This window comes from Methanothermobacter sp. (genome assembly GCA_030055615.1).
Lineage (GTDB): Archaea > Methanobacteriota > Methanobacteria > Methanobacteriales > DSM-23052 > Methanothermobacter_A.
In genome coordinates this window covers 308029-334834 of the sequence record JASFYN010000001.1, presented here as the reverse complement: position 1 = coordinate 334834, position 26806 = coordinate 308029, and the positions used below count along the sequence as shown (strand labels likewise).

Genomic DNA, 26806 nt, shown 5'->3' with positions numbered 1-26806 from the left:
AAAATTTGGAATATTTTAAAAGTATTACTTTTTCTAGACTTTCTAAAAATTGAAATAATGTCATATAAGCCGCGAAAAAATGATAAGGTTTATATAAAAGTTTTTTGTTAATAAGTGGCTAGTGGTGTTTATCATGAAAAAATTACTAGGGATAATAACCCTACTAATATTACCCTTATTTATAAATAATGCCTCGGCGGGCCAATTAACATACAATGAAGTTTCAAATGCTTCCAAGGTAATAGCTGACCAAGCATCAAAAACAGGCAAAATACCATCCCAGATCACAGTAAACAATAAAAATATCACACTAGACAACTACCTCTATGCAGCAGCCACCACAACAATAAACCTAAACACCAACCAGAAAAAAACAATAACAACCAACAACTACCAACCACCAACAAACCCACCCACCTACAGCGCAACAGGAACACTCACAAAAACAGCATACCTACAAACAGCCCAAAACATCAAAAAATACATGGAAACCAACAAAAGATCACCTGATTACATGACAACGACAATTGGTAAAGTGAATTACCAAAGCCTAATCTACGCCTACAGCAGGATAATAAACTTCTACAATACCAATGGAAGACTGCCAAGTTCTGTGACAATAAAAAGCGTGAAGGTTGCATCAGCAACTACTGGAAGGAATACTTCAACAGTTAAAACGCCAGATGATGTGAAAAAACTAATACTCAACGATAATTCTATAGCAGGGAATGTTTTAAAGAGTACTGGTAGTATCATCACTTTTATAGATGATAAAAGTGAGGTCCCAGGAGCTGTGAAACTTTCCGATACTCTCACAGTTTCCAAGGCCCAATTTTTGCACCTTACAAGTCATATGATATCTTACTTGAATGATCTTACAAGTTCTAATACGAGTAAAGCAACGCAGGCAGCGGCGAATTATAACAAGTTCTTGGAGGAGCTTAAGACCATAACCCAAAGGGTGGTGAACCCGGCGCCAAACCCTTTAAATGGTGTTGCTGCGGGTGAATTAACAAAGAATGATTATGTTGATTTGGCGAAAAGGGTGGAAAGTTTCATCAAAACTTATGGTCGTCTGCCAAATTCACTTAATAGTCCAATAGGGAGATTAGGATGCGATTTCCTTATCCTAGAATTTTCAAAGATTCTAAATTCGTATAAAGTGAATGGGAAATTACCAGCCAGTGTTGAAACCTATTCTGACATTTTCAAGTTTAAAACGCCGGTTATAGCAGGTTATCTTGGCGCATATAATATCCAGGTAACTAAAGATTATGTGAAGGCTACTGGAAGGTGCACTTGCGGGTCAAAGGATTATTCCAATTATTATACAAGTGCATTTGTTAATTATTGCCCATGTTGTGGCCGGTATGGGACATTAGCCTTCGAACAAGGAGGAACAACAGATGGTAATTACGAGGGTATGTGGTATTGTACCCATTGCGACGCTGATTATTGCCTAGTATGTGGAAAATTACATGTCAGTGGAAGCAAAGTATATCTAAAACCATCTATCCAAGGCAAAACAAACAGTAGCTTAAATATAATTACACTAAGGTTTAATTATAGGATTTTAAGGATTTTCCAGGATTCCTATGCCTACAAGGACATATATGCGAAGGTGGATGACTCGTATATAATGGTCAAATATGCTAAGGGGAGCATATTCAGGTTCTACTAAAAAAATGGTACTCATTTTCTTTTTTTTTATGATATACTCTAAGGTTTATATATGCTAATGTTCTAATGTGATACTATGTTTTGTGGGGGTGAAATTTAGGGAGGTTTAGGAAGTGTTACTATGGATAATAGTCGTCTGTATAATATTTTTGTTCATATTGTACCTTGGATATCTTTATAATAGTCTTGTGCAGCTTAGAAATAGGGTTGAAAATGCTTGGTCGCAGATAGATGTTCAGCTTAAAAGAAGAGCAGACCTAGTACCTAATCTAGTGGAGACCGTTAAAGGCTATGCAAAGCATGAGAAAACCGTCCTAGAAAATGTCACAAAAGCTAGAAGCGCGCTTCTAGATGCGAATAATGTCAAAGAAATTGGCGAAGCCGATAACATGTTAACAGGCGCCCTGAAGAGCTTATTCGCTGTCGCTGAGAACTATCCCAACCTTAAAGCCAATGAAAACTTTCTAAGATTACAAGGCCAACTAGAAGAAATTGAAGATAAAATAGCTTATTCACGCCAATTTTACAACGACACTGTACTAATGTACAATAATAAATGTCAGATGATCCCAAGCAATATAATAGCCTCCCTTTTCAATTTCAAGGAAGCAGAATTCTTCCAAGTAGAAGAAAGCGCAAGAGAACTGCCAAAAGTCAAATTTTAGACCAGTAGGGGATGAAATTGCAAATAAACAAAAGAAATCTTATAATAATAGTAGGTGTCCTATCTTTCTTGATAATCATAGGTTTCATGGCCACACAGGGTCGTAGTTATTCAATAACAGCAATAGACACTGACCTTTTCCTAAAAGAGGATGGGACAATACACGTTAAAGAAAAAATACATTACTCATTTAAAGGGACTTGGAATGGGATAACCCGTGTAATACCTTTAGATGCCGGTCAAAGCATCCAAAACTTGAATGTGTCGGCTGAAGGTGCATATATAGGATATCCTGAAATAGAAACAGAAAATAACATCCAAAGGATTAGGGTTTATTTATATTCTGATCCAATGTTAACAACTCCAATCACTGACCAAAAAGTGAACCTTACCTTTGAATATGATGCAATCAATGTACTAACATTCTATAATGACATAACAGAATTACATTACAAGATAATCGGTGAAGGATGGAAGGTCCCCATAGAACAGTCAAATACCAGAATACACCTCCCCGGAAAAGAAGGCACCAAATACTGGTTAAACCCACCATATTATCTAGAAGGGGCTAAATGGCAAAAAAACACATTAGAAGTCACATCCAAGACCATACCCGCTGGCCAATTCTTTGAAGTGGAAATGACCATACCAAAAGAATATTTCTCGGCCAATCCAAACAATGGTAGAATCATAGAACAGGAAGCATTACCCATAATAGAACGCAAACAAAGGGAATACCAGGAAGAACTAGCATTCAAAAACATGATATACTCTCTCACTGGGATCATGTTAATCATAGCCAACTTCACACCCCTATTGATATACCTAAAATATGGAAGGGAACCTGAGATAGACTATAAAGCAGAATATGAGCGTGAAATCCCATACAATGACCCTCCGGCACTCGTAAACGCCATATACCCTTCTAAGATCTTCAAAGGCGTGGGCGAACCAGACATGGACGGATTCAAAGCCACAATAATGGACTTAATAGACAGAAATTATCTCAAAGTAGAAACAAAAGAAAAAAAGGTATTCCTAAAAATTAACAAGGACTTAAAAGGCCTGGAAGACTTTGAAATGGATGTGATAAGATTCCTGCGAAGATTCAGGAAAAACAACTTAATACCATTAGATGAAATCCCGAAAAAATTATCAGAAAAAAATACCGCCATATACTTCCAGGGTCTCTATGAAAATTGGAAAAATCACTTGAAAAAGAAATTCATAACAGACAAAATAGAAGAGATATTCATAAACAAAGGCGCCAAATACATGAAAATTTATGGTATCATAGGGATAATATTAGCTATTATAGTAGCCTATTTCACAATGGGAGATCCGCTTGGAAAATTACCATTCTCTACAGCAGTATTGTTGGCAACAACTTCAATAATAGCAATATTACTACCCGAGGATATACCAGGACACTGGACACCCCAAGGCAGAGAATACATTGAAAAATGGAACAATTTCAAAAAATACCTCAAAGATTTCAGCCAAATAAAAGAATATCCACCAGAGTCCGTTAAAATATGGAACAAGTACTTGGTCTATGCAACAGCCCTGGGAATAGCAGAAAATGTTATAAAAGCCATGAAATTACAATTACCAGAACAAGAACTAGAAGAAAACGACGTTTACATATTCCACTACTATGGGGGGTATGGACTTTTAAGCACTGCACTAGCCACTGGTATGAGCACATCAACAGAAACAGAACATGATAATATTAGTATAGGGGACATTGGAGGAGGAGACATGGGAGGAGGTGGCGACGCCTTCTAACTTACCCCTTAGTTGATGCCCTGTCAAGCTCATAATTTGCAATTGTTATACATTGTTCCGCCATTAAAGAAAGCTTGGAGACGCTAACAATATCCTCTGCAAATCCTAGTATCACCTTTTCATCTTCTTTTTTAACCCCAAGATGATCACCCAATACAAAGAGCGGATCCTCCATTTTATCTGCCAATTTCCTCAGATCTTTTCCATCTTCCCTCATGTAATATACTCTATAATGGTTAGAAAGTTCTTCCAATAATCTTCTAAGATCTTTTTTTGAAATGAATACTCCAGAGTTTGTCTCAGTCCATTCTTCTCCCGCTTTAAACTTTAAGGCTTTCCTTATAAGTCCAGCTATGCTTCTCTCATCAGGTGACATTCTCCTAACCTCATCACTTCTAAACTTCACGACTACTGGTGGATTAGGGTCGCCGAGTAGGAGAAGATAAACTTCCAAAGATTTTCTCAGGGAATGGGACAAAAACATGGCCTGGGAGATGCAACGACACAGTATATCCATCCGCCCAGCACCTGGAATATTCTTCAAACTAAAAGGACCAGTACTGGCCCTATTTCCTATAACAAGAAAACCCCTCATAGAACCTATATCTATAAATTATTTCATGTAAAACTATTTCCAACCTTTGAAACATATAGGAATATAGATTTTTATGAAAGTTCTCTTCATAGAACCTCCAAAAGATCCATGGTTCCTAATGGGCGAATACCGGCCCCCACCATTAGGCATATTAGGATTAGCAGCCTACATTGAGGCTAAAAATGAAAATATACACATAGAAGTCTTGGATTGTCAGGCTGAGAGGGTTGACTGGAAGAAAATGGAAAAACGTATAGACTCCCTCCAACCAGATATGGTTGTTCCAAGCGCTCTGGCAACCTGTAACACCTATCTAGTTCTTAGAACTGTTGAAACAGCAAAAAAAGTCAACCCAGATATAATAACCGTTGTCGGCGGCCAACATTTCACAGCAACAGCCCAAGAAACCCTCAAATCATATCCAGAGATTGACTTTATTATACGTGGCGAAGGTGAAGAAACACTTAATGAACTCATCCAAAACATAGAGAAGAACATGCCCATTTCAAAGGTTAGAGGATTATCCTTCAAATACAATGATAAAATAATACACAATCCTCCCAGACCACTTATCCAAAACCTAGATGAATTACCATTCCCAGGTTATCATTTTGTCGCAGATCATATGAAAAAGTATCATTTTAAAATGATGGCAGGAAACGCAAGATATGCTCTCATAGAAGCTTCACGCGGATGTGACCATCAATGCACCTTTTGTTCACAATGGAAACACTGGCAAAGATGGAGGGCCAAATCACCCCAGCGTATAGCTGATGAAATAGAACACCTATACAATGAATATGGGATCACCTTCCTATGGTTCACCGATGATAACCTAGGTTCAGGTGCCAGGATCGAAAGATTATGTGACGAACTCATAAAAAGGGGCCTAGATGATCTGATGTGGTTCGTCCAGGCCAGAAGTGATGATATTATCAAAAATAAGCGTATACTGCCTAAAATGAGGAAAGCTGGCAATTATTGGATTATGGCCGGGTTAGAAAGGCATGACAACCCAACCCTCAAAGGTTTCAATAAGAATATTAGAACTTCCGATGCCAAGGTTTCTATGGACCTCCTAAAGGAGAATGATATATTTGCACAGGCAACTTTCATCATAGGAGAAAGAAGAGATTCCCACAAATCCATAGAGAAATTGCGAGAATTCGCCAACATGGTAGACCCTGACCTTGCAATTTTCATGATTTTAACACCATTCCCAGGAACGAAGCTCTATGATATTGCCAAAGCCAATAAATGGATAGAGGACAAAAATTGGGCCAATTATGATATGATACATGCAGTCATGCCCACAGAAAACCTTTCAAGGGAAGAAGTACAAGAAGAATTATACGAATGTTACAGGAGCTTCTATGGGAACATAAAAAGGCGCCTAAAAGGACTATTCTCATTAAACATTTTAAAGGGGAAAGTCTACAGGTACATGGCAGGTAGGGGCGTTCTTCAGGCTTTGGGGGACTTGTTTTGAAAATATCAGAAAATCTTACCTTCATATACTTTATAAGTGTTTCATTGATAGGCTTGTTCTTCTTACCTATAATGGTATTCAAGATCCCGGATAATTCAACTTCCCATTGGCCTCACTATTTAATTTTCTCATTTTTTGGTCTAATTTGCTTTTTGGGTATGTTGGTTGGGATTTTCCCATCAAAATTCCAAAAAAAGGATTCTAGTATCATGGAATTTAAGGGACATCATCCCGATTGTGGGAACTTTTCTGGACATGTCATCCAATTAGTGGGCAAAACTTATTGTGCAGGCTGCACCGGGCTAATTATAGGGGCTATAATCTCCCTCCTCGGAATATTGTCATATCTACTCGGCAGACTACCATGTGAAAACAAGATCATAATTTTTTGGTTGGGTTTTACAGGAACTTTAACCAGCCTATTATACAACAGTTTATCTAAATGGCGCACAAATTTCTTAAATTTGTTTCTAAATGCCTTTTTTGTCCTGGGAGCGTTCATGCTACTCCTAGGCGTAGAGGAAATAAATAATAGCCTACTCACCGAACTTTACCTTTTGATACTAATCCCCATCTGGATCATAACCAGGATACTATCATCCCAAAGAACACATAATAGGATATGTCAAAATTGCGATCTAAAAAAATGCCAAAAAAATAAAAGAGTGATGAAAGATGGTATATTGTCCAAAATGTGGTAAAAAAAATGAAGAAGATGCAGAATTTTGCTCAGGCTGCGGAGCACCCCTCCAAATGCAAAAACCAAAAGGAGACACATGCTTCGGCCAACCAGAAGAACGCTATAAAGAAGAATGCTTCGGCCTACCCCATGGTGGGTTAATAATAGGCGTTATCTTCGGAACACTCCTAATCATCATAGGAATCTCAGCCATACTAAAAATAGACATAGGATACATCATAGGCCCCTCTATAATGATAATCATAGGAATACTTATCATAGCAGGTGCCATATACAAAACCCAAAAAAGCTAAAAAAGCCTACATTTAAAGGATTATTTAACCCCAAAATTTAAAATTAAGAATATCCACAAATTGGGGGATCCACACCTTACTTTTAGGGTATTCCATGATATTTTTTTGGGGGGATCTTTTCATCCTTCTCTTGTAGACTCTTGTAAGTAAATGCTTACGAAATCCCCTTCCCTGATGTCATAGAGTTCAAGTTGATCCTCCGGGATCTTAAGAGCCCCATCAGGTGTGAGACGCTCCCATATCGTCCTAGAGATGCTCCTAGTTTTCACACCACCCTTTCTGATCTTAGCGTGCCTGACAAGCTTATAATTCACATACTTGCCCTCTTGCATTTTAAAAGTTTCCCTGATATTCTGTGGGATTTCAACTGTTCCATCGCTCCTAACCTTACCGGTCACATACAATCCAATCTCCAAAATAGACACCCCCACACAACAGCGAAAAAATTATTCAACCTCTAGGTAAATATTATCGTTTATGGTATAATTATGTTTCCAATAAAATGATAGGATGTGGGTGAGGATATGAAAGTTAGAGCCCACATATTTATCGATGGTAGAGTTCAAGGCGTATTTTTCAGGTATAGAACCCAGGATGTTGCAATGGCACATAATGTAAAAGGTTGGGTGCGTAACCTGCCAGATGGCAGAGTTGAAGCCGTCCTTGAAGGCGAAAAAGATAACGTGGAAAAAGTAATAAAATTCTGCGAAGTAGGCCCACCCGGGGCAAAGGTCACCGACCTCGAAATAAACTGGGAAGAATACAAGGGAGAATTCAAAAACTTCCAAATACGCTACTAACCCCACAAAAAAAGAATAAAATGTGGGTATTAGAAGGGTAGGCTGGCGTACACCCCTCTAATAATAGCTGTGTTCCAACTTTTTATCACACCGAGGCTGTTCTTGCTACTTGTCGCATCCGCGTTATACCATGCACCATTGATGTAGATTTGCGCCCAGACATGTCCATAAGTTCCAGTGGAAAAAGTGCAGATCCCATGAACGTAACGCGCAGGTAACCCTGCTGCCCTGGCAAGCGCCACCACAAGATGTGCCTGGTCACAACAGTTACCAGTCCTGTATTTAAGGGTTCCAACAGCACCATACCTTGTATTATAATAGAAACTGTAGCTTATATTGTCACGGACCCAGTTGAAGATTGCTCTTGCCTTATCCCATGCACTAGTAAGGCCGGCTGTCAGTTGGGTTGCAAGCGACTTTATACTAGGATCGTTCACTTGACAGTTTGCAGTGGCCACAAGATACTGGCTAAGTTCATTATTTTGACTGGAAAAATCTGTTATAGTGACATAGTTGGGTAACCTCTTATTGTCCTTGTAGAAGCTGAGTATTCTGCTCATGGCATAGACAAGTTTGGGATATGATACGCTGCCAATACTCGCTGTGGCATAATTCGGAGCTCTACCGTAGGTTCCGATGAAACTTAAAAGCTTATTTGCCAATTTTATGTACTCTGATTTTGTGATTTGGCCAGTAGCGGAACCTGAGGGATTTGGGGCTTCTGTGACAATTCTTGGGGTTAATGGGCTTGTCTGACCAGAATTTACCTGGACTATCACCCTCGACATTAACTCAAGGAATTGGGCAACAGTTAAATTTTGATCAGAGACTGTAACATGAACTGGTAATCTTTTATTGTTTTCAATGAAACTTTTTAGGTTTTTGGCCGCTGAAATAATGTCAGAAATGCTTATACTTGAATTGCCAACAGTTCTGCTAGAATTGTTACTGCCTTCCCCTATTTGGTCTGTAGCTGAATTGCTACTAGAATTGGTGGAATTGTTATTGAAGGGTAAGTTTTTGATACTGTTGAGGTTTTCCAGGTTCACATAGTTGGGTAGTCTCTGGTTAGTTGCTTTGAAGCTTATGATCCTTGCAAATAGCCATACTAGAGCTTCGAATTTTATCTGCTGATTATTAAAGGTCGCGTAGTTCGGAGCTCTTGAATTCGATTTAATGAAATTATATACTTTCTCTGCTAATTTAATGTAATCTTTTTGGGTTATTGACCCTTTGAGGCTTGTTCCTGTTGTTTTATTTGGCAATTCCGCACTGTTAGGCTGGAGAGTTTTGCCAGTAAGATATGCTGTTGAAAGTTGGAGGAACTCCGCAGGGTTTAATTGTTTTCCGCCAACTGTAACATAGGCTGGTAGTCTTTTATTGTTTTTGATGAAATTGTCTAGTCGAACTGCCGCATTTTCAATATCTGAACTGTCCAGGGCAGATCCAGCCGCCGCCTCCAGCCCATTTGATCCCTCAAAGGTAACATTATTTCCAGTGTTCGTTATTGGTGGGCTATCCATTTGGTTATGGGGCGAATTCACATTGGTTGCTTGATCCAAGTTTTGGTGGTCGTCCATGTTTTGTGTGACATTTTCTTCTGCATAACTGAACCCAACATTCAGTAGGAGCATGCAGGCAAAGAACATGCACACAATTTTTATCGAAATTTTACCGCCTCCATGTCACATTAGATTCTTGTGACAACCAAAACTAGACTAAAGCCTAGTATATAAATATTACGGTTTAAACTCCGATAAAAAACTCTATAAGACCTTTTTAAATAAAAATAAGCCACCGGAAAACCTTTCATTCCACCAGCCAAAAGAACTCTAAACATCACACTTTTATATAAGAAGATACGCACCATCCCATAACCCATCCATTAAAAGAAACATACTAATTCCCTTCAAAACAAAACAAAAAAAAGTATAAAAGTTTTATAACCACTAAAAATCACCTATTAAAAATTTTCCGAACAAAAAAAAGCTGAGAATATCAAACAAGAAAATCAAAACACAAAAATAACAAAAAAAACGCTACTATATTAAAAATGTAAAATACCCAAAAAAACCTACGAGCACCCCCCCAAAAAAAGAGGGAGCACCAAGCCCAAAACACCCATCCCCCCCATATAAAATAGGAAAAAATCCCCACTACTAAAATAAAATTCTTAGTGATCTACAATTCTGATTCCAATCTGTAAATCATCCTATCTTTCCATGAGGGCATCATCTCCCTTTTCTCTAATTTGAAGAATAACCCATGTATAACCTCTCCGTTGTATACAAGGGCCGAGCCAATACAATTCTTTGATCTGTATCTATAATCAAACCCATAACCTGGAGATTTTCTCCTGATCTCATCTGCGCCTATGATCTCATCCATAAACGCTTTTATAGTACTATCGGCCAATTTATTTGACCCTTCTTCAAATAATGCTTCAAGCGCATAACTCCTAATTATTTTATCGTGAAGCACCTTATAACTCGAATGTCTTGAAACAAATTCAAGACCGACAATTTCCCCATTTATAGCTACCAAAACACCATTCTGACCCTCCAAAACCTTAAATGGTTTTATAAAACCTTCAAGTTTATCTTCATGTTTTTTTAAACGCCTCACCCATCGCACCCGTATCTGGACGAGACCCCGCAATTGAATGCAAGCTATCAACAGAATCCCAGACAACTCTCTGATCAGATAAATACTCCGAACTACTTTCAAGAGATCCCGTTACAGTCACAACCTTCTTAAACCTCACACTCTTAGCAGCAACCCTACCAGAATCCTCGAAAAATTCAGAAGTACGGTACCAACGTCCAGCCTCCACACAACTCACAGGAATAACAGTTTCATTCTTCTCACGAAGAAGAATAGTCGCATTAACTATCCTATCCTGCTTCGCACCTTCCAGTTCCTCACCATCTATAACCAACACAGGCAAAGAAGCCCTATTAATCACAAGAACCTCAGGCACCGAACCAGATTCACCAACCTCCCTAACCTCTAAAAGACCAGACCCCATAGCCTCACCTAATGTGAGATATTCAACAGTCCCATCAAAAGGAGCCCTTAAAGGAACAACCTCCATAGACCCTGAAACCTGACCATCCAAAAACTCAAAACCTCTAACATATTCCAAAACAACATCAACCAATAAAACCACCACCAAAAAAATATATTACACCATATATTATGTTTACAATATAATATAAACATGACTATTTCAACCATTATAATAAAAAAGTCAAAAAAATAATCTTTATGAAGACTGAATTGCAAAAAAATATGAGAACTATATTAGCACCCTTTGTTTCATGAACTCTTAGCCCTTATAAGATCCTCAAGAGTCCTCTCCAATATATACCGGGCGTTATCCTGCTTATGCCTTATATTCACAAGACTCCTAGGATACTCTAATATCGACAACTCATCATACAATTTTTTAATAGACCTACAAAGCTTTTCAGCACCCTCTAAATCACCCCTAACCAGTAACTCCAAAAAGTATCTTCTAAGCTCCCCCACCAAATCACCAAGACCAAGCAAATAATGAGACTCAGGCACTCCAACATCCGCTGGTAAAGGAAACTCCCTACCCTCCACATAACTATAAAATAATAAGGCCTCAACATACTCCTGATGAGCATCCCTAACATAACCACTATAATACAAATCAGGATGCCCCTCAAGCATACCCCCCAACCTCCCAACTAGCTTCTCAGCTTCACTAAGCCTCTCATCAGCCAAACCAAAATCTCCCCGGTGAATAGCCCTTATACACTCACCAGACAACCTTATTATCTCCCGGGTCATTTTAAGAGCCTTTTCCCTCAAATCATCCTTCTCATCAAGCACCCTCTTTATCTCCCGTATTATAGCTTCCATGACCACACCCCCATACCTATTTAATTTTTAACTTTATTATTAACCTAGATAAAAACATTTCAAATTGTCAAAGATGTACCCCCCACAAAAAAAATATTTCTTGTTAATATCCTGGTTCAAATAAAGCAACCGCGCAGCCGAAGGGGCATGAACATATCAAAATTTTAATGGACAATCCCGTGGTGTATAAGCTTAAAAAAGACATTAAAGACAAATTTTACCCAATTGGATTGGACTATTAGGAAAAAATTTTGTGATAAAATTTTCAATATTTATTTATTGAATAAAAAAACCCTAACAGAAAAGTTTCCCGATGATTATGCTAAAACTTTAACGATATGGAGGTGGACTGAATCCACTGCAAAATTTGCGGCAGAACCGCCACTAATATACTAGACAACATTTGTGGAAATTGCCTGAAAAAGGCGCCTGAAAAGATCGTTAAAAACCTGATAAAAACTGCACACCAAAAAAGCCGCATCAACCCACCATTTCTCCCCCCAAGGGATCCAGGAGGCATCACCTGTAAAGATTGCGGGAACCTTTGCAAGATAAAAGAAGGAGAATATGGTTTCTGCCGCTTGCGCCAAGTGAAAAACGGTAAAATATATTCCAAAATAAATACAAGCCAAGAAGCTGTCGGTATTTTTTATTTCGATCCCTTACCCACCAACTGCGTGGCAGATTGGGTCTGCCCCGCCTCCACAGGAGCTGGCTACCCAAAATATGCCTATTCACCAAAAACAGAACATGGATACAGAAACCTCGCCGTATTTTTCGGAACCTGTTCATTTGATTGCCTATACTGTCAAAACAGCTCCTACAAAGAAATGGCCTTCACAGGGAAACCTCTATTTAATATCAATGACATAATCCAGATATTGGATGATAAAAGTGCCTGTATTTGCTTCTTTGGTGGTGACCCATCGCCACAGATGCAATTTGCCCTATCAGCCGCGCAAAGTGCAATCAAAGAAAAAAAGAATAAGATCCTGAGAATATGTTGGGAGACCAACGGCAATATCCACCCCAAATACATAAATGAAATGGCAAAGATAAGCTTATCCTCAGGGGGTATAATAAAATTCGACCTTAAAGCATGGGACGAAAAACTCCACAAGATACTCACAGGTGCAAGTAACCGGCAAACCCTTAAAAATTTCAAATACATTTATAAAAACTATTTTGATAAGAGGAGTGAACCACCCCTACTTGTTGCAAGCACACTCATGGTACCAGGGTATGTGGAAAAAGACGAAGTAGAAAAGATAGCCAACTTCCTAGCAAAACTTAACCCTAACATACCCTATGTCTTACTCGCCTTTTCACCACAACACATGATGACAGATCTCCCATTATTAACATGGGAAGAAGCAGGAAAATGCTTAAAAGCAGCCAAAGAAACGGGATTAAAAAGAGTGTATTTAGGAAATCCCCACCTATTAAGATAATAAACACCACAATTTATTATCTTTCGCGCGCGTCTGGAAAGTGCAACTTGCAACAATTTAGCCTAAAATGATTCGTTTAATGGATCTTCCTCAAAATCCCATTTTGGTCTAATTTTAACTTTGCGTTCTAGTTTCTTCTGTGCCCATTTGTACTAATTTCAATCCCATTTTGGTCTGATTTTAATTCAGATCAGCGTTTGCACTAGCTGGGAGTGCTGGGAATTTCAATCCCATTTTGGTCTGATTTTAATGGTGATTCGCTATCGTATAATAGTCTCCCCATCCTATGATTTCAATCCCATTTTGGTCTGATTTTAATACAAAGTCGAGGAGGGCTGCTTCGCGCGCATGCTAAACCTTATTTCAATCCCATTTTGGTCTGATTTTAATTCTGGGGCTACAAGCGCATTCTCAGCCATAAGCAGATTTCAATCCCATTTTGGTCTGATTTTAATCAGCATGTGGAGCGCCAGCCAATTTCGCCTATAATAGAATTTCAATCCCATTTTGGTCTGATTTTAATAAGGAGCAGCACAGGGAGCATGGAATGCCATAACAGGATTTCAATCCCATTTTGGTCTGATTTTAATCTCCTTTATGAGAATACTGGTTCCTCGTCGATAATCTGATTTCAATCCCATTTTGGTCTGATTTTAATACGTTGTTAACTGGCTAAAAGGGGCTTGGGAGAAAGTAAAATTTCAATCCCATTTTGGTCTGATTTTAATCATAGTGTGATGAATTTACCTTTTTCAGAGTTCCATATTTCAATCCCATTTTGGTCTGATTTTAATTTATATTTCCCGTGCATTTTACTGTTGGGGTTTGTCCTTATTTCAATCCCATTTTGGTCTGATTTTAATGAGAAGAGGACACTATACAAGTATCTTGAGTTTATCATTTCAATCCCATTTTGGTCTGATTTTAATAACAGACACCTAACACCCCAAACCACAAGGAGATTAAATTTCAATCCCATTTTGGTCTGATTTTAATAAAAACTCTTATGATAGTTATATTATGTTGCGTGTATTTCAATCCCATTTTGGTCTGATTTTAATGGGTACACGCTTCCATGTTCTCCCTTGTCAATGATATTTCAATCCCATTTTGGTCTGATTTTAATATAATATTAGTTCAATACCCTTGTCGATCAAGTTTAGAATTTCAATCCCATTTTGGTCTGATTTTAATTAATCTTCACGAGAACTTCTTTGGCAAGGTCTACAAGATTTCAATCCCATTTTGGTCTGATTTTAATCGTTAATGGACGATGAAGCAGCTATCATGGTCTCCAATTTCAATCCCATTTTGGTCTGATTTTAATTTGGCAGCATACCTGACGACAAAATAAGCTACACACCATTTCAATCCCATTTTGGTCTGATTTTAATCCATTCTATCATATCAGCCTTCTCTCCATACTTTCTATTGTTGATTTCAATCCCATTTTGGTCTGATTTTAATGGGACTGGAACGCTCAAACTCATATACTCAAAAGAGATTTCAATCCCATTTTGGTCTGATTTTAATAGGGCGGTTTTTTTCTTGTTTTTGTTTTATTCTTTTTCTTGTTGCTTCTATTTAATGGTTTGTGTCGGCGATCCTTAATAATGCAACCCATTTATAAAGATAGACGACTTTGTCAAAAAAGTCAAAAAATGAAATTCAAATAGTAGAACGAATTTAATTACATGAAAGCCAACTAAAATTGGATAAATATATAAAAAAGTTGCTATATCTTTGTAAAGGTTAAAAGGGGAATAAAATAACAAAATGTTACAAAAATTAAATGAAAAAAGAGGGTGATAAACGACAAAGCAACATTTAGTTAAAGGCAAATTAGAAAACTAAAAATTTTTTAAAATAAAAAATAAAGGATTCTATTATATTATTTCAGATATTGATGATTTTTCGATGCCTAAAACTTCTTTTTTCATGGCTTTTTTGGTTCTGAATGAATAGATTATCACGGAATCCTCTGATTCGTTACAGATGGTACTAAGATCTTTTTTTATTCTTTCTAGTTGACTTTTTGTAATTTCACCTTCAAAAACTGAATTTTGAACCCATAAAAGATGTTTTCTCAAATATGCTTTAACCTTGTTAACACGTTTTACATTTACGTCATAAACTATTATAACATACATTTCATTTTAGATTTTCATAATTCAGATAAAATGTCTTTTCATTTTAATTCATGGAATACAAAAAGTAAAATGAGGACATGAATTATATAGTTTTTTTTGATTACCACCAGCTTATGAATGGTTTATACTTTTCTTTCCCTAGCAAATGTTTTATCAATTTGTAGCATTCTAATCGTATTAAACGTTTATATGAGACTTTTCTCCCGATTTTCCTGTGTTTAATCGTTTTTTTAAGCCTTTTATCATACTCTGTTACAAATTTTCTTTTTCCATTTTCGTTGAGTAAAGAATAATTTAAATCCTTTTCAAAGTCTGTTTCATCTATCATATTCTTCTTAATTAAATACAAAATTAAGCGATCAACAATTATAGGCTTGAATAATTCACTAATATCAAGTGCAAGTGAATATCTCCTTTCGAATGGTTCATGCAAATATGATATGGTAGGATTTAACTGTGTATTATAGATTTCACTTATGATAGTTGAATATAATAGAGAGTTGCCAAAACTAAGTAGTGCATTTGCCATATTCTCGGGTGGTCTACGAGTCCTTTCACCTATCCTAAAACCTTCAGGGAGTATTTCATCCAATAATTTATAATAGTCTGCTCTAGCTCTTCCTTCAACGTTCATTATCTCAGTTATCTTCTTACATGATTTAAGGTCTTCCAAGAGAGTATCCATGTTATTATCCAAACCATAATAGGATAAGACTCGTTTCATGTTAAATATGGCGCCTTTAACAAAATCAGAGGCAAGTTTTAACCTTTTCTCATTATCTATAAAATGTTTTGCTTGTTTTATCACAAGATCTCCAGATAATAGTGTCTCTCTTGGATAAAAACTTCCAGAATAAAATCCGTACCTGTTAAAAAAGTGTATCGGTATGCCTTCTTTTGACAACAAATTTACAACCTGGGAAGAAATGCTAAGCGAGCTATATGCGTATATTGAATATATAGAATGTATTGGGAGTGGGCGTTTCCCATCCTTGTTTATGAAATATAATGTGTTTTCTTTCCTTTTCAAGATACCATCTGTAAGTATATAATAATTCTTCCTAGTCATCGTAAAAATTTTTATGCCCAACAAAATTCAAGATAGGCACAACTTCTACATATCCTACTCTTCTTTTGAGGTCGTGGAAAATCGCCCCTGACTACCGTATCTATATCTTCAAGGACTTTCTTCAATCTTTTTTCATTATCAGGGGTTAATCTTATCTCTTTCTTTTTCCGGAGTTTCGGATAATCTATAAAACCTCTAATTTCCTCTATTCCTTTTTCCTTTTTTAAATAATAGAGATAATAGAGTAATTGGAAAAAGTGAGCTTCCTCAATTTTATCGCTTTTTTTAACTTCATGCACTTCAAGAAGTTTTCCTTTTCTCACAAAGTCTGCGCTTATAAGATCATCAAGTATTAAACTCTTTTCCTCCCGTTTATAGGTTTCATCATGTAATAATTTACCCAATTCAACAATGTCGGATTCATGCTCCATTTGTATATGGTGAGAGAAAAGCCAAAGTTTAGTCCTGCATACGAAATAGTAATTGACTTGCGTTCCACGTATTAAAAGCTTTTTTTCTGCATCTGAAATCATCTCAGACCACATAAAATCTTTATAATATATTTGTGGAGTTTGTGTCTTTAAATATGCTATCTAAGCCAAGCTCTTTTATCTGATCAAGTTCATTTTTGTTTATATTGCCCCATATGTAAAATCCTTTAAATTCTCCAGTCGTTTTACTCCAAAAGTCGCTTTTTTCTTCGTAATAGACCGGCATATTTATCGAATATTCGTATAGTAATTTTTTAAGTGACCATATGTCAACTTTTTTGCCTGTCTTTTCTTCTATTTTTTCTATGATTTTTTTCCAAGTTTTAACACCTTCTTTTATACATTCTCCAAAAATTTCTTGAATTTTATTATTAGAATCTTGAATTACGATATCAGGTATTATTATTTTTATTCCTGCAATTTTTCTAAATAATAATTGGGCTTGACTCTTTTTTTCTACCGTGAAATATTCAAGATCTCTGAGTATGTTCTCTATTTTGTTTTCATAATGCTTTTTTAATGTTAAGCCTTCAATTTTCCTTTTAAATACTTCTGATATGAGATTTCTCTCAAAAGTATAATCAAATGTTTCACCTTCATGTTCTTTGAGTACTTCTCTTGTTTTTTCAACTACTTTCTTGTCATATATGCGCATAGTTCCATTGTCGATTTTTAAATCGCCATTTTCTACTTTTCCTGTGAATATTACTATGTTAGGTTCATCTTCTTGATAATCTGTGTTTCTATTTCTGTGGATTCTTCCCCAACGCTGGATTTGACTGTCAATTGTGGATATCTCTGTAATCATCATGTCAAAATCAAGGTCAACAGAAGCTTCTATTATCTGTGTTGATACAACTATTACCTTTTCTTCACTTTCCACTTTCCTTTTTATCTCCTTTAATCTTCTATCCTTTTCAACTTCGAGAATCCGCGAATGAAGAAGATATACATTAGGATAATCTTCATTTAATATCTCATATAAACGGATGGCCTTTCCAACATTATTAACTACTATAAAAAAGTTTTTATCGTTAGCTTTTAAAATTTTCTTTATTTCATCTTCACTTTCTTCGTAAATTTCTAAACCATTGTCCCCTTCGACAAAAAGGGGTTTATCTATGACCCTTATTTTGTGCCTCTTTAAATCTAGATTCTTTACGTGGAGTCCATGATCTTTAACATCTACAAAGTTAAAATCTTTAAAGAATTTTTCAAAATAAGGAGGAAAAGTTGCAGTCATTATCATAACTTTACCACCCAACTCCCTGATAATATTAACTGTTTTAATGATGATAGCGGCCATTTCTTCATTATATGTTTGCACTTCATCGATAATGAACGAAGAAAAGGGGTAAATGGATATTATCTTATCAGACCCATAATAATTAAGTGAAGTTAAAAAGACTTGATCTGGTGTCGTTAATAATACGGGTGATGCGAGTAGCCTTGCGGAAGTCAACATTTTATCAAGATCTATACTCTTTCCCCTTTTTTCCTCATCCATGTATTCTATAAAAGCAGTTGAATGGAGAATATCAACATTAGAAGCGTTGAAATAACCATTTTCTCTGTTTCTGAATCTTATGAAGAGATCGTTTAACGCAACCCGCAATGGTAAAGTATATATTAATTTTCTGTTGTTTTTTGCAGCCCAAAGTATGGCAAATTCAGTCTTACCAGAACCTGTTGGAGCCACAAGAACCAAAGAATCTCCTGGATCTATTTTATCTAGGAGTACCTCTTGCCATAATTTTTCTCTTGGAATCCTTTTTTCAAGGTTATCTTCAATATCGAGAAATATTCTTGGAGTATATGATTCTATAGGTACATTAGCACTTGCTGAATAATCTGATCTTCTTAGAAGTCCCAATAAAACTAAAAAGTCATGATCTTCCAACCTAGGGTTGTAAAATCTTGCAAAATCGGAAATATCATCATCATGGCCTTTAATTTTCGCTAATAATACCTTGGCTTTCTTGAAGTCTGCCTGTTCCTTCAAATAATCAATTGCAGATGAAACTATGCTATCTTCTAGGCTTCCCTTTATATATCCTAGTAATTCGGCTAAAAAATCCTCTAGTAATTCGCGTCTTTCCATTATAAATTCAAGGTATGATTTTATTTGGTCTTCATAAGTGTATATGATCTCCATCAAGTCTCGTTCCGTTGCAAAATATTCATTATAATGATGTAAAAGGATTGCAGTCCTAATTTTTTTGTCTAATTTATCATTACCTATAAGGAAAGTACTCCATATACTTGAAAGTATCTCATGACGTAGAGATAGAGGACTCTGAAGATCCATTAACGGTTTGAAAAATTCCTTTAATTCAATCCAATTTTTTTCTTTTATTTCTTCTGACTTTAAAACTTTTCTCTGGAAATTATAGTCGATCTTTCCAAGATCATGGATTATCGCGGCGACTACAAGCTTTTCAAATAAAACCCTGTCTAAATCATATGTAAAATTCCCCCTATTTTCTTCGAAAAAGTTATATATTGCAACGATCCTATTTACAGTTTCTTTCAAATGATCCTTTAAAAGATAATTTTCCTGGTCGCTGGATTTAGCCCTTAAAGTCTCGATTAATTCCATTACAACCACCCAAACTCCTTAGGTATCTTAAAAACTAGATCATCAGTGATATGATAATTTTCAATGATTAATTCCTCCTTTAAATATATTACTTGGTCTGTGCCAGTATAAATTACAGTTTCGAAAGTTGGCACTCTCTGTGTAGAATCTGATAATTCAGCCTTGTTTGAAATAATCTGACCATCATTTTTGAATAAAACTTTTACAGGAATCGAATAGACAGGGAACTTCATATTTTTCAATGGAAAATTTCTACCATCATATCTTAACCTGATATATGTAGGTTGTGTGAACCATATGTTCCTTTTGACCTTTTTTTCCTCGAAATCAAAGTCCTTGTGTATTTTCCTTATGAAAATGAGGTCTTCACTTCTCCCAAGATAAAGGAGCTTAGAAGGCTTCGAAAGTGACTCCTCTATTTCTAAAAGCATATCCTTTTCGCCTTTGATGAAAATGTAATAATGTCCATTGAAAAGCTCCTCTTGAAATCTTGGCCTCCTCTGTGATTTTTTATTTTCACTGTAAAGTGGATATCCTTCGTTCCATAATTTTAAACGCCCATTATACCTTTTTAGAGAAACTTCCCCCATTATTAAATTTTGATAATTCCAGAATTTAGTTTCAAATAAACCATGGATGCTTACTTTCAAATTGTATAATTTTTTATCATAGTATCTTCCAAGGGCGTTCTGCAGCATTCCAATGATCGTTGACTTGGGTGGTAATGGATAACTTTGGGCATGATCAAATGTAAAAGGGTTTCTGTATTGTGCAAATGGTTGGAATATCTCTAAGATTATTATGTCATCCATTAGAAGCGCCTCGACTAAAATTTAAATCTTCACTTCTATACTTTCATCTTTGAAAACTTTCACGTCCTTGTATTCATCTTCTTTATGGAATATCCGCTCTACAAATGATAACACTTTATCTTCATCTAATGAAGTTATTTCAGCTTTAATTCCTTTGATTTTGAATAGAGGCTTTCTTGTTTTGCTACTTTTATGTTTTACTTTTAATATGCGTCCATTTTCTGTCTTTGTCTCTTCTATTTCATCATATTCTTCTTCTACATATTCATCGACCAAGACTATCTTATCCCTGTACGTTTTGTATGGACCATCATTATATACGCCAGCAATGAGGAGTTTAGGTGATAAATCTTCCTCTCTCCCTTTTATACTACGTTTTAAATTCATTAAAGCTTTTATGAGGCTCAATATTCTTTCTTTGATCATTTTATTGTCTTTTAGTTTATATTTGACCAAGTAAACGTCGTTGAATTCTGTGAACTCGGATAATTCCACGATATCTGATTGCATAAGGTCTTTTTCATTTCTTCCTTTCTTTAATTTTATTGATAATTTTTCTTCGTCGTTTAAGGCGTTTATTTTCTCTATGTTTTTCACTTTGAATTTTTCATTTTGAATAGTAACATCTGTATTCGGTTTTATGTAAACTTCCATTTCTCCAATATTTCCAATGTCTACCACTACTGTATACTGGTAGTATGTTTCGTGTTCTTCCATTGTGAATGGATTGGGCTTCATTTCACCGTGCATTTTCCGCATTCTATTGGCAAGGCCGATATTGGCATTGAAATGTGCATCATACATAAAAGGTGTCATAGAGACGGCATGAGAAATTTTAACAGGGGCGACTCTGAAATTTTGGGGAGAAGTGTCCGTTATCAAATACCCAAAAAGGTCAAATTCGGGATAATTTAATATGTCTCCAGTTAATAGAAATTCTGTTGCAGGTTGTATAACTTTATTTTCACCTTTACCGGCCTCTATGAGATTTTCTGCTTCAGTTAACTTGAATAGATTTGCTTTTTGCGCTGTTTCAAGTAAACTGTACCTTAAAGCATACCTACTCACTAGTGTGTACTGTCTACCATCCCATTTTGTTATCTTTTTTAATTCTTGATAATTTCCACTCCCTTGATCATAATTCAAAGAATTCCCGTGGAATACTATATCTAAAACTATATATTTTCCCATTTTATTCACCTCGTACGGCCATTATACCCATTATAATTGAATATGCGACTTTCTCGAAATTAGCAGGTGAAAGAGGGAACAACCATTCAAGTTTTCTGGAAAGTCTTTTAACGTTCTCATCATCTTTACGGGAATTCAGAGCTCTCAACAATGATGAAAAGAAATCTTTTTGATTGTTCACTGTAGCTGTGTTAAGTAACCTATAAACTAATCTTTGCCTATAACTTTCAGAGCCAATATTCTCAAAAGCTTTTTTTGTATATATTTTTATTTCATCATAATCCTTCATTAAGATAGGTTTTTTAACATATTCCATTTTTCAACCTCCTATAAATCCTGTGAAAAGCCCGAGAGCGTAATGAATCCATGCCTTATCATTTTGAACTATCTGATGGAAAATATAATCATTTAAATGCTTGATTAGCTTTTTATCTTTTTCTGGATTTGCAATTATAAGCTTTAGAATGGAGTTTACAAATGAATATTTATTTTGTCGTCTTATAATGGAAAATAAGTGTGGTACTTTATTTTCTCTTATATCCTCAGATAATAATCTTCGTATATTTTTTCTAGCCATATCCATTCTTTCACGGCTCTTTTTTATCCTTGGAACTAAATCATCTAATTTAAGTTTCAATGACATCGGATCTTCAAAGAGATGAATAAAATCATGTTCTGACGATAATTCCGCCTCTAATGCAAGAGCATAAAGTAAAGGTTGGACTTTTCGTTGTTTCGTTCTCTGGTTCAATCTCAAAATCAAGTGATCCAGTATGATAGATGTTAAAGGCCTATTTTTGATGAATTCCTCAAAGAGCCATCTGTATTCATTTTTATCTACTTGGACTCTTTGATTCAAGTTTCTCCTGATATCATCATCTAATAATATAGTAGCTTGTAATCTGGAGATACCCATATATTCAACATTAATGAAGCGTTGAGCGTCGCTTTTCAAATCAGTATACTTTATGAGGTAAAGGTTTTCAAGAACCCACCATGACTCCATTTCTATTATAGTATCAATAACCGTTTGCCATGTGTCCCTAAAAATGCTATTTAGATCCTCTTCACTTTTTGACTTTCTGAGCTTTAAGCGCTTATTAATTTCATATGTAATGAAAACGTCATTGGAATAAAATACAATATGGCCAATATTTTTATAATCTTCAAATGCACGATCAAAACACAATAAATATACAAATAAATAAGGCACAATATCTATAAGGTATTCAGTTTTTAAAGGTGTATAATAAATGTTAGATGCTTTGTCATAGGATTCTAAAAACTTGTTTATGGTTTTGTCCAAATTAATGAGAATTTCTTCTCGGTTTATTTCTGAAGCTATTGTGTAATAGAATTTTTCTTTTTGCCCTTTATGATTTACTGAATAATTAAAAAACAAAAAATTTTTATAATATTTATTATCAATGGGTATCCTATAAAATTTGAGACGCTCTTCCAGAATATTATTATTACCCACGACTTCTCTAGCCCACAAATTGCTCAAATATTCATCAACGTCATCCATTATCTCTTTAAGCTTTACAGCATTTTCTAGGAACCTTTCTCCATATTTCTTAAATTCTTTCTTGGAGTGGCTCTGAATACTTTTAATGTCTTCATATTCTAATTTCTGAAATCTTCCCGATTTTTCAAGGAGTTTTTTTATTTCCTCTTTATTTTCTTTAATAATTTTTTTTCCAAGAATTTCCACTTTTTCAATTTTCTTTTTTAAAATCTTTGGAGTGCCTTTTACAAACTTTTCATTTTTTCTTTTATTTATTGCTCTTTCTATTATCTTTTTTTTCCATAATTCTGTAGCCGCTTTAGTTATATAATTTTCCCATGTAAAGTCGAATATTTCCTTTTCTGATTTAAATTCTTTCTTGTAAATTTCATTCGCAAAATCATCGATAAGTCCCTTGGGAATTTTTGAATTTTTCCTTTTTATTTCGGAGCAAATATATGCAAATGGGAAGAGCCCATAATATACGACTTTTTCATTTTCTTTTATCCTTTTTTGTGTTTCTTGGAGATTCCAGTTGTAGATTTCCTCTAAAAGGTTGACAAATCCTAAAATTCCTAAATCTATAAGCCAATTGCCAGTAAATTGTAAAACAGGCTCATTTGCTGATTTTAATTTGTCAGAAGCTTTTATCATACCTTCGCCACCATCCCAAATCCCATACTGTTTTTTTCACCTAATCCACAATCATATGCAAACTCAAGAAGCCTAGGATCGGCTTCTATTTCGAATCTCATATGATATGCTCTATGATATGTTTCAGCCCCCTCCTTAGGTACTTTGATCCTCTTCCGCTTTATCGACCGAGTTTCTGGAAATATTTTCATGTATTCGTCTCCTTTATATTCTCCATGAAATGCTGTATACTTATTGATGAGATTCTTTTGCAAATTCTCATAGAATTTCAAATCTGCTGGGTTAAGATCCCACTGCTTCAATTTCCCGTTTTTTTCTTTGAGTGTCCGTACAATGATTGGGGAAAGTGTCCTGAACTTCATTCTCTTCTTTATTTTAGGTTTTCTTAAAAGTGCGACTTTTTCTACCCACATTTTCTTATTTAAAAAAGTTACATGGGGATTGGTTAAGAATCCTTCTACAAGGTTTTTTATGAATTCCTCATTTGGTGATGATATGTAAAGTCCTATCTCCCCATTTTCTGCTAATAAATAATCTTTAAGGGCCCTTCTTTTCATGACATAGAATTCAGAAAATGTGAAAAATTTATAATCATCTGACTTGTGCAATTCCATTGCGAGGTCTTTATCGGCTATTTTATAATATATCATGGAATTTATAGCGTAATTGTAATTATAGGGTATTTTAAGTGGCTTTTCCTCACTTTTAAGTAGAATATGTAATCTAATATCTCAAGCCTCCACATTAGTTTAGTTATAAATTTCATATTATGATTCATAGAATTCTTGTATATAAGTTTTATGTTTAAGGTTCACTTCATAAATTATTTATATGATAATACTAATTTCCATCTACAAGTAATAAAAAAATTTCACTTATAAAAACAATATAGACAATTATCTACAATATATATCAAATGTCCAATTATTGTTTCTAAAAATTAATCCCGTTCAAATTTTCCACTTTATTTTACAAATACAGTATTCAAATCCGATAAAATCTTTATAGTATGGAAAAACAATTTATATCACACCCTATTCTGAACAAAAACCATAATAAGAAAGCAGATGAATATATTTTCTACATTAAACTCTGTTCTTTCACGTTAAACATGAAAGCAGCTAATAAAACCATTATAACCGCAAATATACTGATAACTACAAAATTAATCTCAAGAGGGAGCACAGACCTTCTAAGTATAGTATAGCGTAGTGCGTCCACACCATAAGTTAAAGGGTTTATATAAACAGCATTTTTTAACCATGTTGGCAGGCCAGTGATGGGGAATAGGGCTCCGCTTAGTAGGAATATTGGTAATACTATGAAGCTCATTATGAGGTTGAATCCTTCCATGCTGTCTGTGAAGGCTGCTATCATGAGTCCCAGCCCTCCAAAACCCATTGAGATTATGAGTGAGAGTATCATGGTTACGATGAAACAAGCTGGTGTCATTGTAATCCCTACAAGGAACGATAATAATAGTAGGATGGCTGTTTGTATCATTGAGGCCGTGCTTATACCTAGGGCTTTTCCAAGGACTATTGATGGTCTTGAGATAGGTGCCACTAGAATCTCTTTGAGGAAGCCGTATTGTCTGTCTATTATTACTGAAACACCAGAAAATATGCTTGTGAATAGTATGGTTTGGCCTATTATGCCTGGGTAGATGAATGCTCTGTAGCCTCCTGGGACCGCTGCGAATCTTATTGATGCTCCGAGTCCTGTTCCGAATATTACAAGCCATAGTAGTGGTGTTACGATTGAGGTGACTATTCTTGATCTGTAGCGTAGGAATCTTTTCATTTCTCTTAACCATATGGTGTATATTCCTTCTATTTCTCCCATCTTTTCCCCTCTAATAATTTACAGAATATTTTTCAGGGTTTTATGTTTCTGTTATTTTGTTTCCTGTGTATTTTATGAATACATCTTCTAGTGTTGGATGTTCTAGTTCTACTGATCTTATTTTGAAGTTTTCTTGTGTTGCGAAGTTCACTATTTCTGGTATGAGGTTTTCACCTCTCTCTACTAACAATTTTACTGTCTCTTGGGTTTTATAGGCTTCTTTCACCCTGGGTAATCCTTGGATTTTCTCTGCAAATTCCTTGGGTCTTTCTACTTTTACTTTTATTGTGTCTGCTTTTAGTTCTCTTTTGAGTTTTGTTGGTGTGTCTGCTTTTATGATTTTTCCGCGGTTCATTATTGCTACTTGGTCGCAGAGTTTGTCTGCTTCTTCCATGTAATGTGTTGTGAGCAGTACTGTTACTTTTTCTTCTTTGTTGAGTTGTTTTATGTATTTCCAGATGCTTTCGCGTGTCTGGGGGTCTAGGCCTAATGTTGGCTCATCCAGGAATAAAACCTTGGGGTGGTGTATGAGTCCTCTTCCTATTTCTAGTCGGCGTTTCATGCCACCTGAATATGTTTTGACATATTCGTCGGCTTTTTCACCGAGGGCTATGAGTTCTAGCACTTCCTGTATCCTTTCCTCTCTTATCTCCTTGGGGACTCCGTATAGTGCTGCGTGCATTTCTAGGTGTTCTCTTCCTGTTAGCATGTCATCAAGCGCCCTGGATTGGAATACTATGCCAATGGATGCTCTTACCTTTTCAGGTTCTCTGATGATATCGTATCCGTTCACTTTGGCTGTGCCACTTGTTGGCCTGAGTATCGTGCATAACATTGATATTAATGTTGTTTTACCAGCCCCGTTAGGTCCTAGTATCGCGTAGATGTCCTCCTCTGGCACTTTCAAATCTACCTTGTCTACTGCTGTGAAATCATCATACTTTTTGGTTATTTTTTCTGTTTCGATGATGTAATCCATGTCCTTTTCCACCCAATTTTTTTTGGAGCTTTTTTCTTGTCAAAATCTCTCTTTTTTTGTCGAATCCTTTGCCTTTTTTTGACTATTTGATGTGATCCTGGTCAAGGTTTTATTGTTTATAGAAAATTTATTATAATCTAATAGTAATAATAATATTG

Annotated in this window: 25 protein-coding genes and 1 CRISPR repeat array; of the genes, 8 read left to right on the top strand and 17 right to left on the bottom strand. The window is 35.6% G+C overall.

The genetic code is table 11. The annotated features are described in order from the left end of the window. Positions 1-133 precede the first annotated feature (133 nt). The 3 genes from QFX38_01885 to QFX38_01875 all read left to right on the top strand — a co-directional run bounded on the left by QFX38_01885 (position 134) and on the right by QFX38_01875 (position 4132). Positions 134-1681, top strand: coding sequence for a pseudomurein-binding repeat-containing protein (locus QFX38_01885; GenBank protein ID MDI9623625.1), 1548 nt, complete (start codon positions 134-136; stop codon positions 1679-1681). A 112-nt stretch (positions 1682-1793) separates the two neighbouring features. Next, positions 1794-2345 (top strand): LemA family protein, encoded by a 552-nt coding sequence (locus QFX38_01880; GenBank protein MDI9623624.1) that lies wholly within the window; start codon positions 1794-1796, stop codon positions 2343-2345. A gap of 11 nt (positions 2346-2356) precedes the next feature. After that, positions 2357-4132: a DUF2207 domain-containing protein gene (locus tag QFX38_01875; GenBank protein MDI9623623.1), complete on the top strand. Its 1776-nt coding sequence runs from the start codon at positions 2357-2359 to the stop codon at positions 4130-4132. A 1-nt stretch (position 4133) separates the two neighbouring features. Here the strand turns inward: QFX38_01875 and trmY are convergent, their stop codons facing one another. After that, positions 4134-4727 (bottom strand): tRNA (pseudouridine(54)-N(1))-methyltransferase TrmY, encoded by a 594-nt coding sequence (gene trmY, locus QFX38_01870; GenBank protein ID MDI9623622.1) that lies wholly within the window; start codon positions 4725-4727, stop codon positions 4134-4136. A gap of 73 nt (positions 4728-4800) precedes the next feature. Between trmY and QFX38_01865 the strand changes: the two genes are divergently transcribed. The 3 genes from QFX38_01865 (at position 4801) to QFX38_01855 (ending at position 7209) form a co-directional block, all read left to right on the top strand. Next, entirely contained in the window at positions 4801-6216 is a 1416-nt protein-coding gene (locus tag QFX38_01865) for a radical SAM protein (GenBank protein ID MDI9623621.1), read from the top strand. Positions 6217-6374: 158 nt separating this feature from the next. Then, positions 6375-6917, top strand: a complete 543-nt coding sequence (locus QFX38_01860; GenBank protein ID MDI9623620.1) for a hypothetical protein — start codon at positions 6375-6377, stop codon at positions 6915-6917. Continuing rightward, a complete protein-coding gene (locus QFX38_01855) occupies positions 6892-7209 on the top strand; it encodes a zinc-ribbon domain-containing protein (protein ID MDI9623619.1) in 318 nt (105 codons plus the stop codon). The genes QFX38_01860 and QFX38_01855 overlap by 26 nt, the downstream gene beginning before the upstream one ends. 119 nt (positions 7210-7328) lie before the next feature. Here the strand turns inward: QFX38_01855 and QFX38_01850 are convergent, their stop codons facing one another. Further along, a complete protein-coding gene (locus tag QFX38_01850) occupies positions 7329-7625 on the bottom strand; it encodes a hypothetical protein (protein MDI9623618.1) in 297 nt (98 codons plus the stop codon). Positions 7626-7733: 108 nt separating this feature from the next. On the opposite strand from QFX38_01850, the gene QFX38_01845 reads away from it, so the two are divergent. Further along, positions 7734-8009, top strand: coding sequence for an acylphosphatase (locus tag QFX38_01845; protein MDI9623617.1), 276 nt, complete (start codon positions 7734-7736; stop codon positions 8007-8009). A gap of 29 nt (positions 8010-8038) precedes the next feature. On the opposite strand, the gene QFX38_01840 is transcribed toward QFX38_01845, so the two are convergent. The 4 genes from QFX38_01840 to QFX38_01825 form a co-directional block, all read right to left on the bottom strand. Further along, positions 8039-9658 carry a pseudomurein-binding repeat-containing protein gene (locus QFX38_01840; GenBank protein MDI9623616.1) on the bottom strand — a complete coding sequence of 540 codons (1620 nt, stop codon included), beginning with the start codon at positions 9656-9658 and terminating at the stop codon, positions 8039-8041. 532 nt (positions 9659-10190) lie between these two features. After that, the gene (locus QFX38_01835; protein ID MDI9623615.1) at positions 10191-10634 is read right to left on the bottom strand and encodes a hypothetical protein; all 444 of its coding nucleotides are present in this window, start codon (positions 10632-10634) and stop codon (positions 10191-10193) included. Next, the gene (locus QFX38_01830; GenBank protein MDI9623614.1) at positions 10612-11169 is read right to left on the bottom strand and encodes a hypothetical protein; all 558 of its coding nucleotides are present in this window, start codon (positions 11167-11169) and stop codon (positions 10612-10614) included. Before QFX38_01830 ends, QFX38_01835 begins: the two co-directional genes overlap by 23 nt. A 158-nt stretch (positions 11170-11327) precedes the next feature. After that, positions 11328-11900 (bottom strand): haloacid dehalogenase, encoded by a 573-nt coding sequence (locus tag QFX38_01825; protein MDI9623613.1) that lies wholly within the window; start codon positions 11898-11900, stop codon positions 11328-11330. Between the two features lie 590 nt (positions 11901-12490). On the opposite strand from QFX38_01825, the gene QFX38_01820 reads away from it, so the two are divergent. Next, on the top strand, positions 12491-13351 hold the full coding sequence (locus tag QFX38_01820) for a radical SAM protein (GenBank protein MDI9623612.1): 861 nt from the start codon (positions 12491-12493) through the stop codon (positions 13349-13351). A gap of 89 nt (positions 13352-13440) precedes the next feature. Then, a CRISPR array of direct repeats spans positions 13441-14884; the repeat unit is 30 nt; unit sequence ATTTCAATCCCATTTTGGTCTGATTTTAAT. Positions 14885-15237: 353 nt separating this feature from the next. Here QFX38_01820 and cas2 read toward each other — a convergent pair. The 11 genes from cas2 to QFX38_01765 form a co-directional block, all read right to left on the bottom strand. After that, complete coding sequence (gene cas2, locus QFX38_01815) at positions 15238-15501, bottom strand: CRISPR-associated endonuclease Cas2 (GenBank protein MDI9623611.1); 264 nt, start codon at positions 15499-15501, stop codon at positions 15238-15240. Positions 15502-15601: 100 nt separating this feature from the next. Next, positions 15602-16570, bottom strand: coding sequence for a type I-B CRISPR-associated endonuclease Cas1b (gene cas1b / locus QFX38_01810; protein MDI9623610.1), 969 nt, complete (start codon positions 16568-16570; stop codon positions 15602-15604). Between the two features lie 11 nt (positions 16571-16581). After that, entirely contained in the window at positions 16582-17103 is a 522-nt protein-coding gene (gene cas4 / locus QFX38_01805) for a CRISPR-associated protein Cas4 (GenBank protein ID MDI9623609.1), read from the bottom strand. 19 nt (positions 17104-17122) lie between these two features. Continuing rightward, positions 17123-19660: a CRISPR-associated helicase Cas3' gene (gene cas3 / locus QFX38_01800; GenBank protein MDI9623608.1), complete on the bottom strand. Its 2538-nt coding sequence runs from the start codon at positions 19658-19660 to the stop codon at positions 17123-17125. Continuing rightward, the gene (cas5, locus tag QFX38_01795; protein ID MDI9623607.1) at positions 19660-20472 is read right to left on the bottom strand and encodes a CRISPR-associated protein Cas5; all 813 of its coding nucleotides are present in this window, start codon (positions 20470-20472) and stop codon (positions 19660-19662) included. The genes cas3 and cas5 overlap by 1 nt, the downstream gene beginning before the upstream one ends. A 21-nt stretch (positions 20473-20493) precedes the next feature. After that, positions 20494-21663: a type I-B CRISPR-associated protein Cas7/Cst2/DevR gene (gene cas7i / locus QFX38_01790; GenBank protein ID MDI9623606.1), complete on the bottom strand. Its 1170-nt coding sequence runs from the start codon at positions 21661-21663 to the stop codon at positions 20494-20496. A 1-nt stretch (position 21664) separates the two neighbouring features. After that, positions 21665-21979, bottom strand: a complete 315-nt coding sequence (locus QFX38_01785) for a hypothetical protein (GenBank protein ID MDI9623605.1) — start codon at positions 21977-21979, stop codon at positions 21665-21667. A gap of 3 nt (positions 21980-21982) precedes the next feature. Further along, positions 21983-23824, bottom strand: a complete 1842-nt coding sequence (locus QFX38_01780) for a hypothetical protein (GenBank protein ID MDI9623604.1) — start codon at positions 23822-23824, stop codon at positions 21983-21985. Beyond that, positions 23821-24474, bottom strand: coding sequence for a CRISPR-associated endoribonuclease Cas6 (gene cas6 / locus QFX38_01775; protein ID MDI9623603.1), 654 nt, complete (start codon positions 24472-24474; stop codon positions 23821-23823). The genes QFX38_01780 and cas6 overlap by 4 nt, the downstream gene beginning before the upstream one ends. 430 nt (positions 24475-24904) lie before the next feature. After that, positions 24905-25669, bottom strand: a complete 765-nt coding sequence (locus QFX38_01770) for an ABC transporter permease (GenBank protein ID MDI9623602.1) — start codon at positions 25667-25669, stop codon at positions 24905-24907. Between the two features lie 40 nt (positions 25670-25709). After that, positions 25710-26648: an ATP-binding cassette domain-containing protein gene (locus QFX38_01765; GenBank protein ID MDI9623601.1), complete on the bottom strand. Its 939-nt coding sequence runs from the start codon at positions 26646-26648 to the stop codon at positions 25710-25712. Positions 26649-26806 lie beyond the last annotated feature (158 nt).

Excerpts from the sequence above, each read along its gene's own strand:
- QFX38_01875 (MDI9623623.1), top strand. The coding sequence starts at position 2,357 with ATGAAATTGCAAATAAACAAAAGAAATCTTATAATAATAGTAGGTGTC.
- QFX38_01765 (MDI9623601.1), bottom strand. The coding sequence starts at position 26,648 with ATGGATTACATCATCGAAACAGAAAAAATAACCAAAAAGTATGATGAT.
- QFX38_01885 (MDI9623625.1), top strand. The coding sequence starts at position 134 with ATGAAAAAATTACTAGGGATAATAACCCTACTAATATTACCCTTATTT.
- QFX38_01825 (MDI9623613.1), bottom strand. The coding sequence starts at position 11,900 with ATGGAAGCTATAATACGGGAGATAAAGAGGGTGCTTGATGAGAAGGAT.
- QFX38_01780 (MDI9623604.1), bottom strand. The coding sequence starts at position 23,824 with ATGATAAAAGCTTCTGACAAATTAAAATCAGCAAATGAGCCTGTTTTA.
- cas6 (MDI9623603.1), bottom strand. The coding sequence starts at position 24,474 with ATGATATATTATAAAATAGCCGATAAAGACCTCGCAATGGAATTGCAC.
- trmY (MDI9623622.1), bottom strand. The coding sequence starts at position 4,727 with ATGAGGGGTTTTCTTGTTATAGGAAATAGGGCCAGTACTGGTCCTTTT.
- QFX38_01770 (MDI9623602.1), bottom strand. The coding sequence starts at position 25,669 with ATGGGAGAAATAGAAGGAATATACACCATATGGTTAAGAGAAATGAAA.
- cas1b (MDI9623610.1), bottom strand. The coding sequence starts at position 16,570 with ATGACTAGGAAGAATTATTATATACTTACAGATGGTATCTTGAAAAGG.
- QFX38_01785 (MDI9623605.1), bottom strand. The coding sequence starts at position 21,979 with ATGGAATATGTTAAAAAACCTATCTTAATGAAGGATTATGATGAAATA.
- cas4 (MDI9623609.1), bottom strand. The coding sequence starts at position 17,103 with ATGATTTCAGATGCAGAAAAAAAGCTTTTAATACGTGGAACGCAAGTC.
- QFX38_01840 (MDI9623616.1), bottom strand. The coding sequence starts at position 9,658 with ATGTTCTTTGCCTGCATGCTCCTACTGAATGTTGGGTTCAGTTATGCA.
- QFX38_01845 (MDI9623617.1), top strand. The coding sequence starts at position 7,734 with ATGAAAGTTAGAGCCCACATATTTATCGATGGTAGAGTTCAAGGCGTA.
- cas2 (MDI9623611.1), bottom strand. The coding sequence starts at position 15,501 with ATGTATGTTATAATAGTTTATGACGTAAATGTAAAACGTGTTAACAAG.
- QFX38_01860 (MDI9623620.1), top strand. The coding sequence starts at position 6,375 with ATGTTGGTTGGGATTTTCCCATCAAAATTCCAAAAAAAGGATTCTAGT.
- QFX38_01855 (MDI9623619.1), top strand. The coding sequence starts at position 6,892 with ATGGTATATTGTCCAAAATGTGGTAAAAAAAATGAAGAAGATGCAGAA.
- QFX38_01865 (MDI9623621.1), top strand. The coding sequence starts at position 4,801 with ATGAAAGTTCTCTTCATAGAACCTCCAAAAGATCCATGGTTCCTAATG.
- cas5 (MDI9623607.1), bottom strand. The coding sequence starts at position 20,472 with ATGGATGACATAATAATCTTAGAGATATTCCAACCATTTGCACAATAC.
- cas3 (MDI9623608.1), bottom strand. The coding sequence starts at position 19,660 with ATGGAATTAATCGAGACTTTAAGGGCTAAATCCAGCGACCAGGAAAAT.
- cas7i (MDI9623606.1), bottom strand. The coding sequence starts at position 21,663 with ATGGGAAAATATATAGTTTTAGATATAGTATTCCACGGGAATTCTTTG.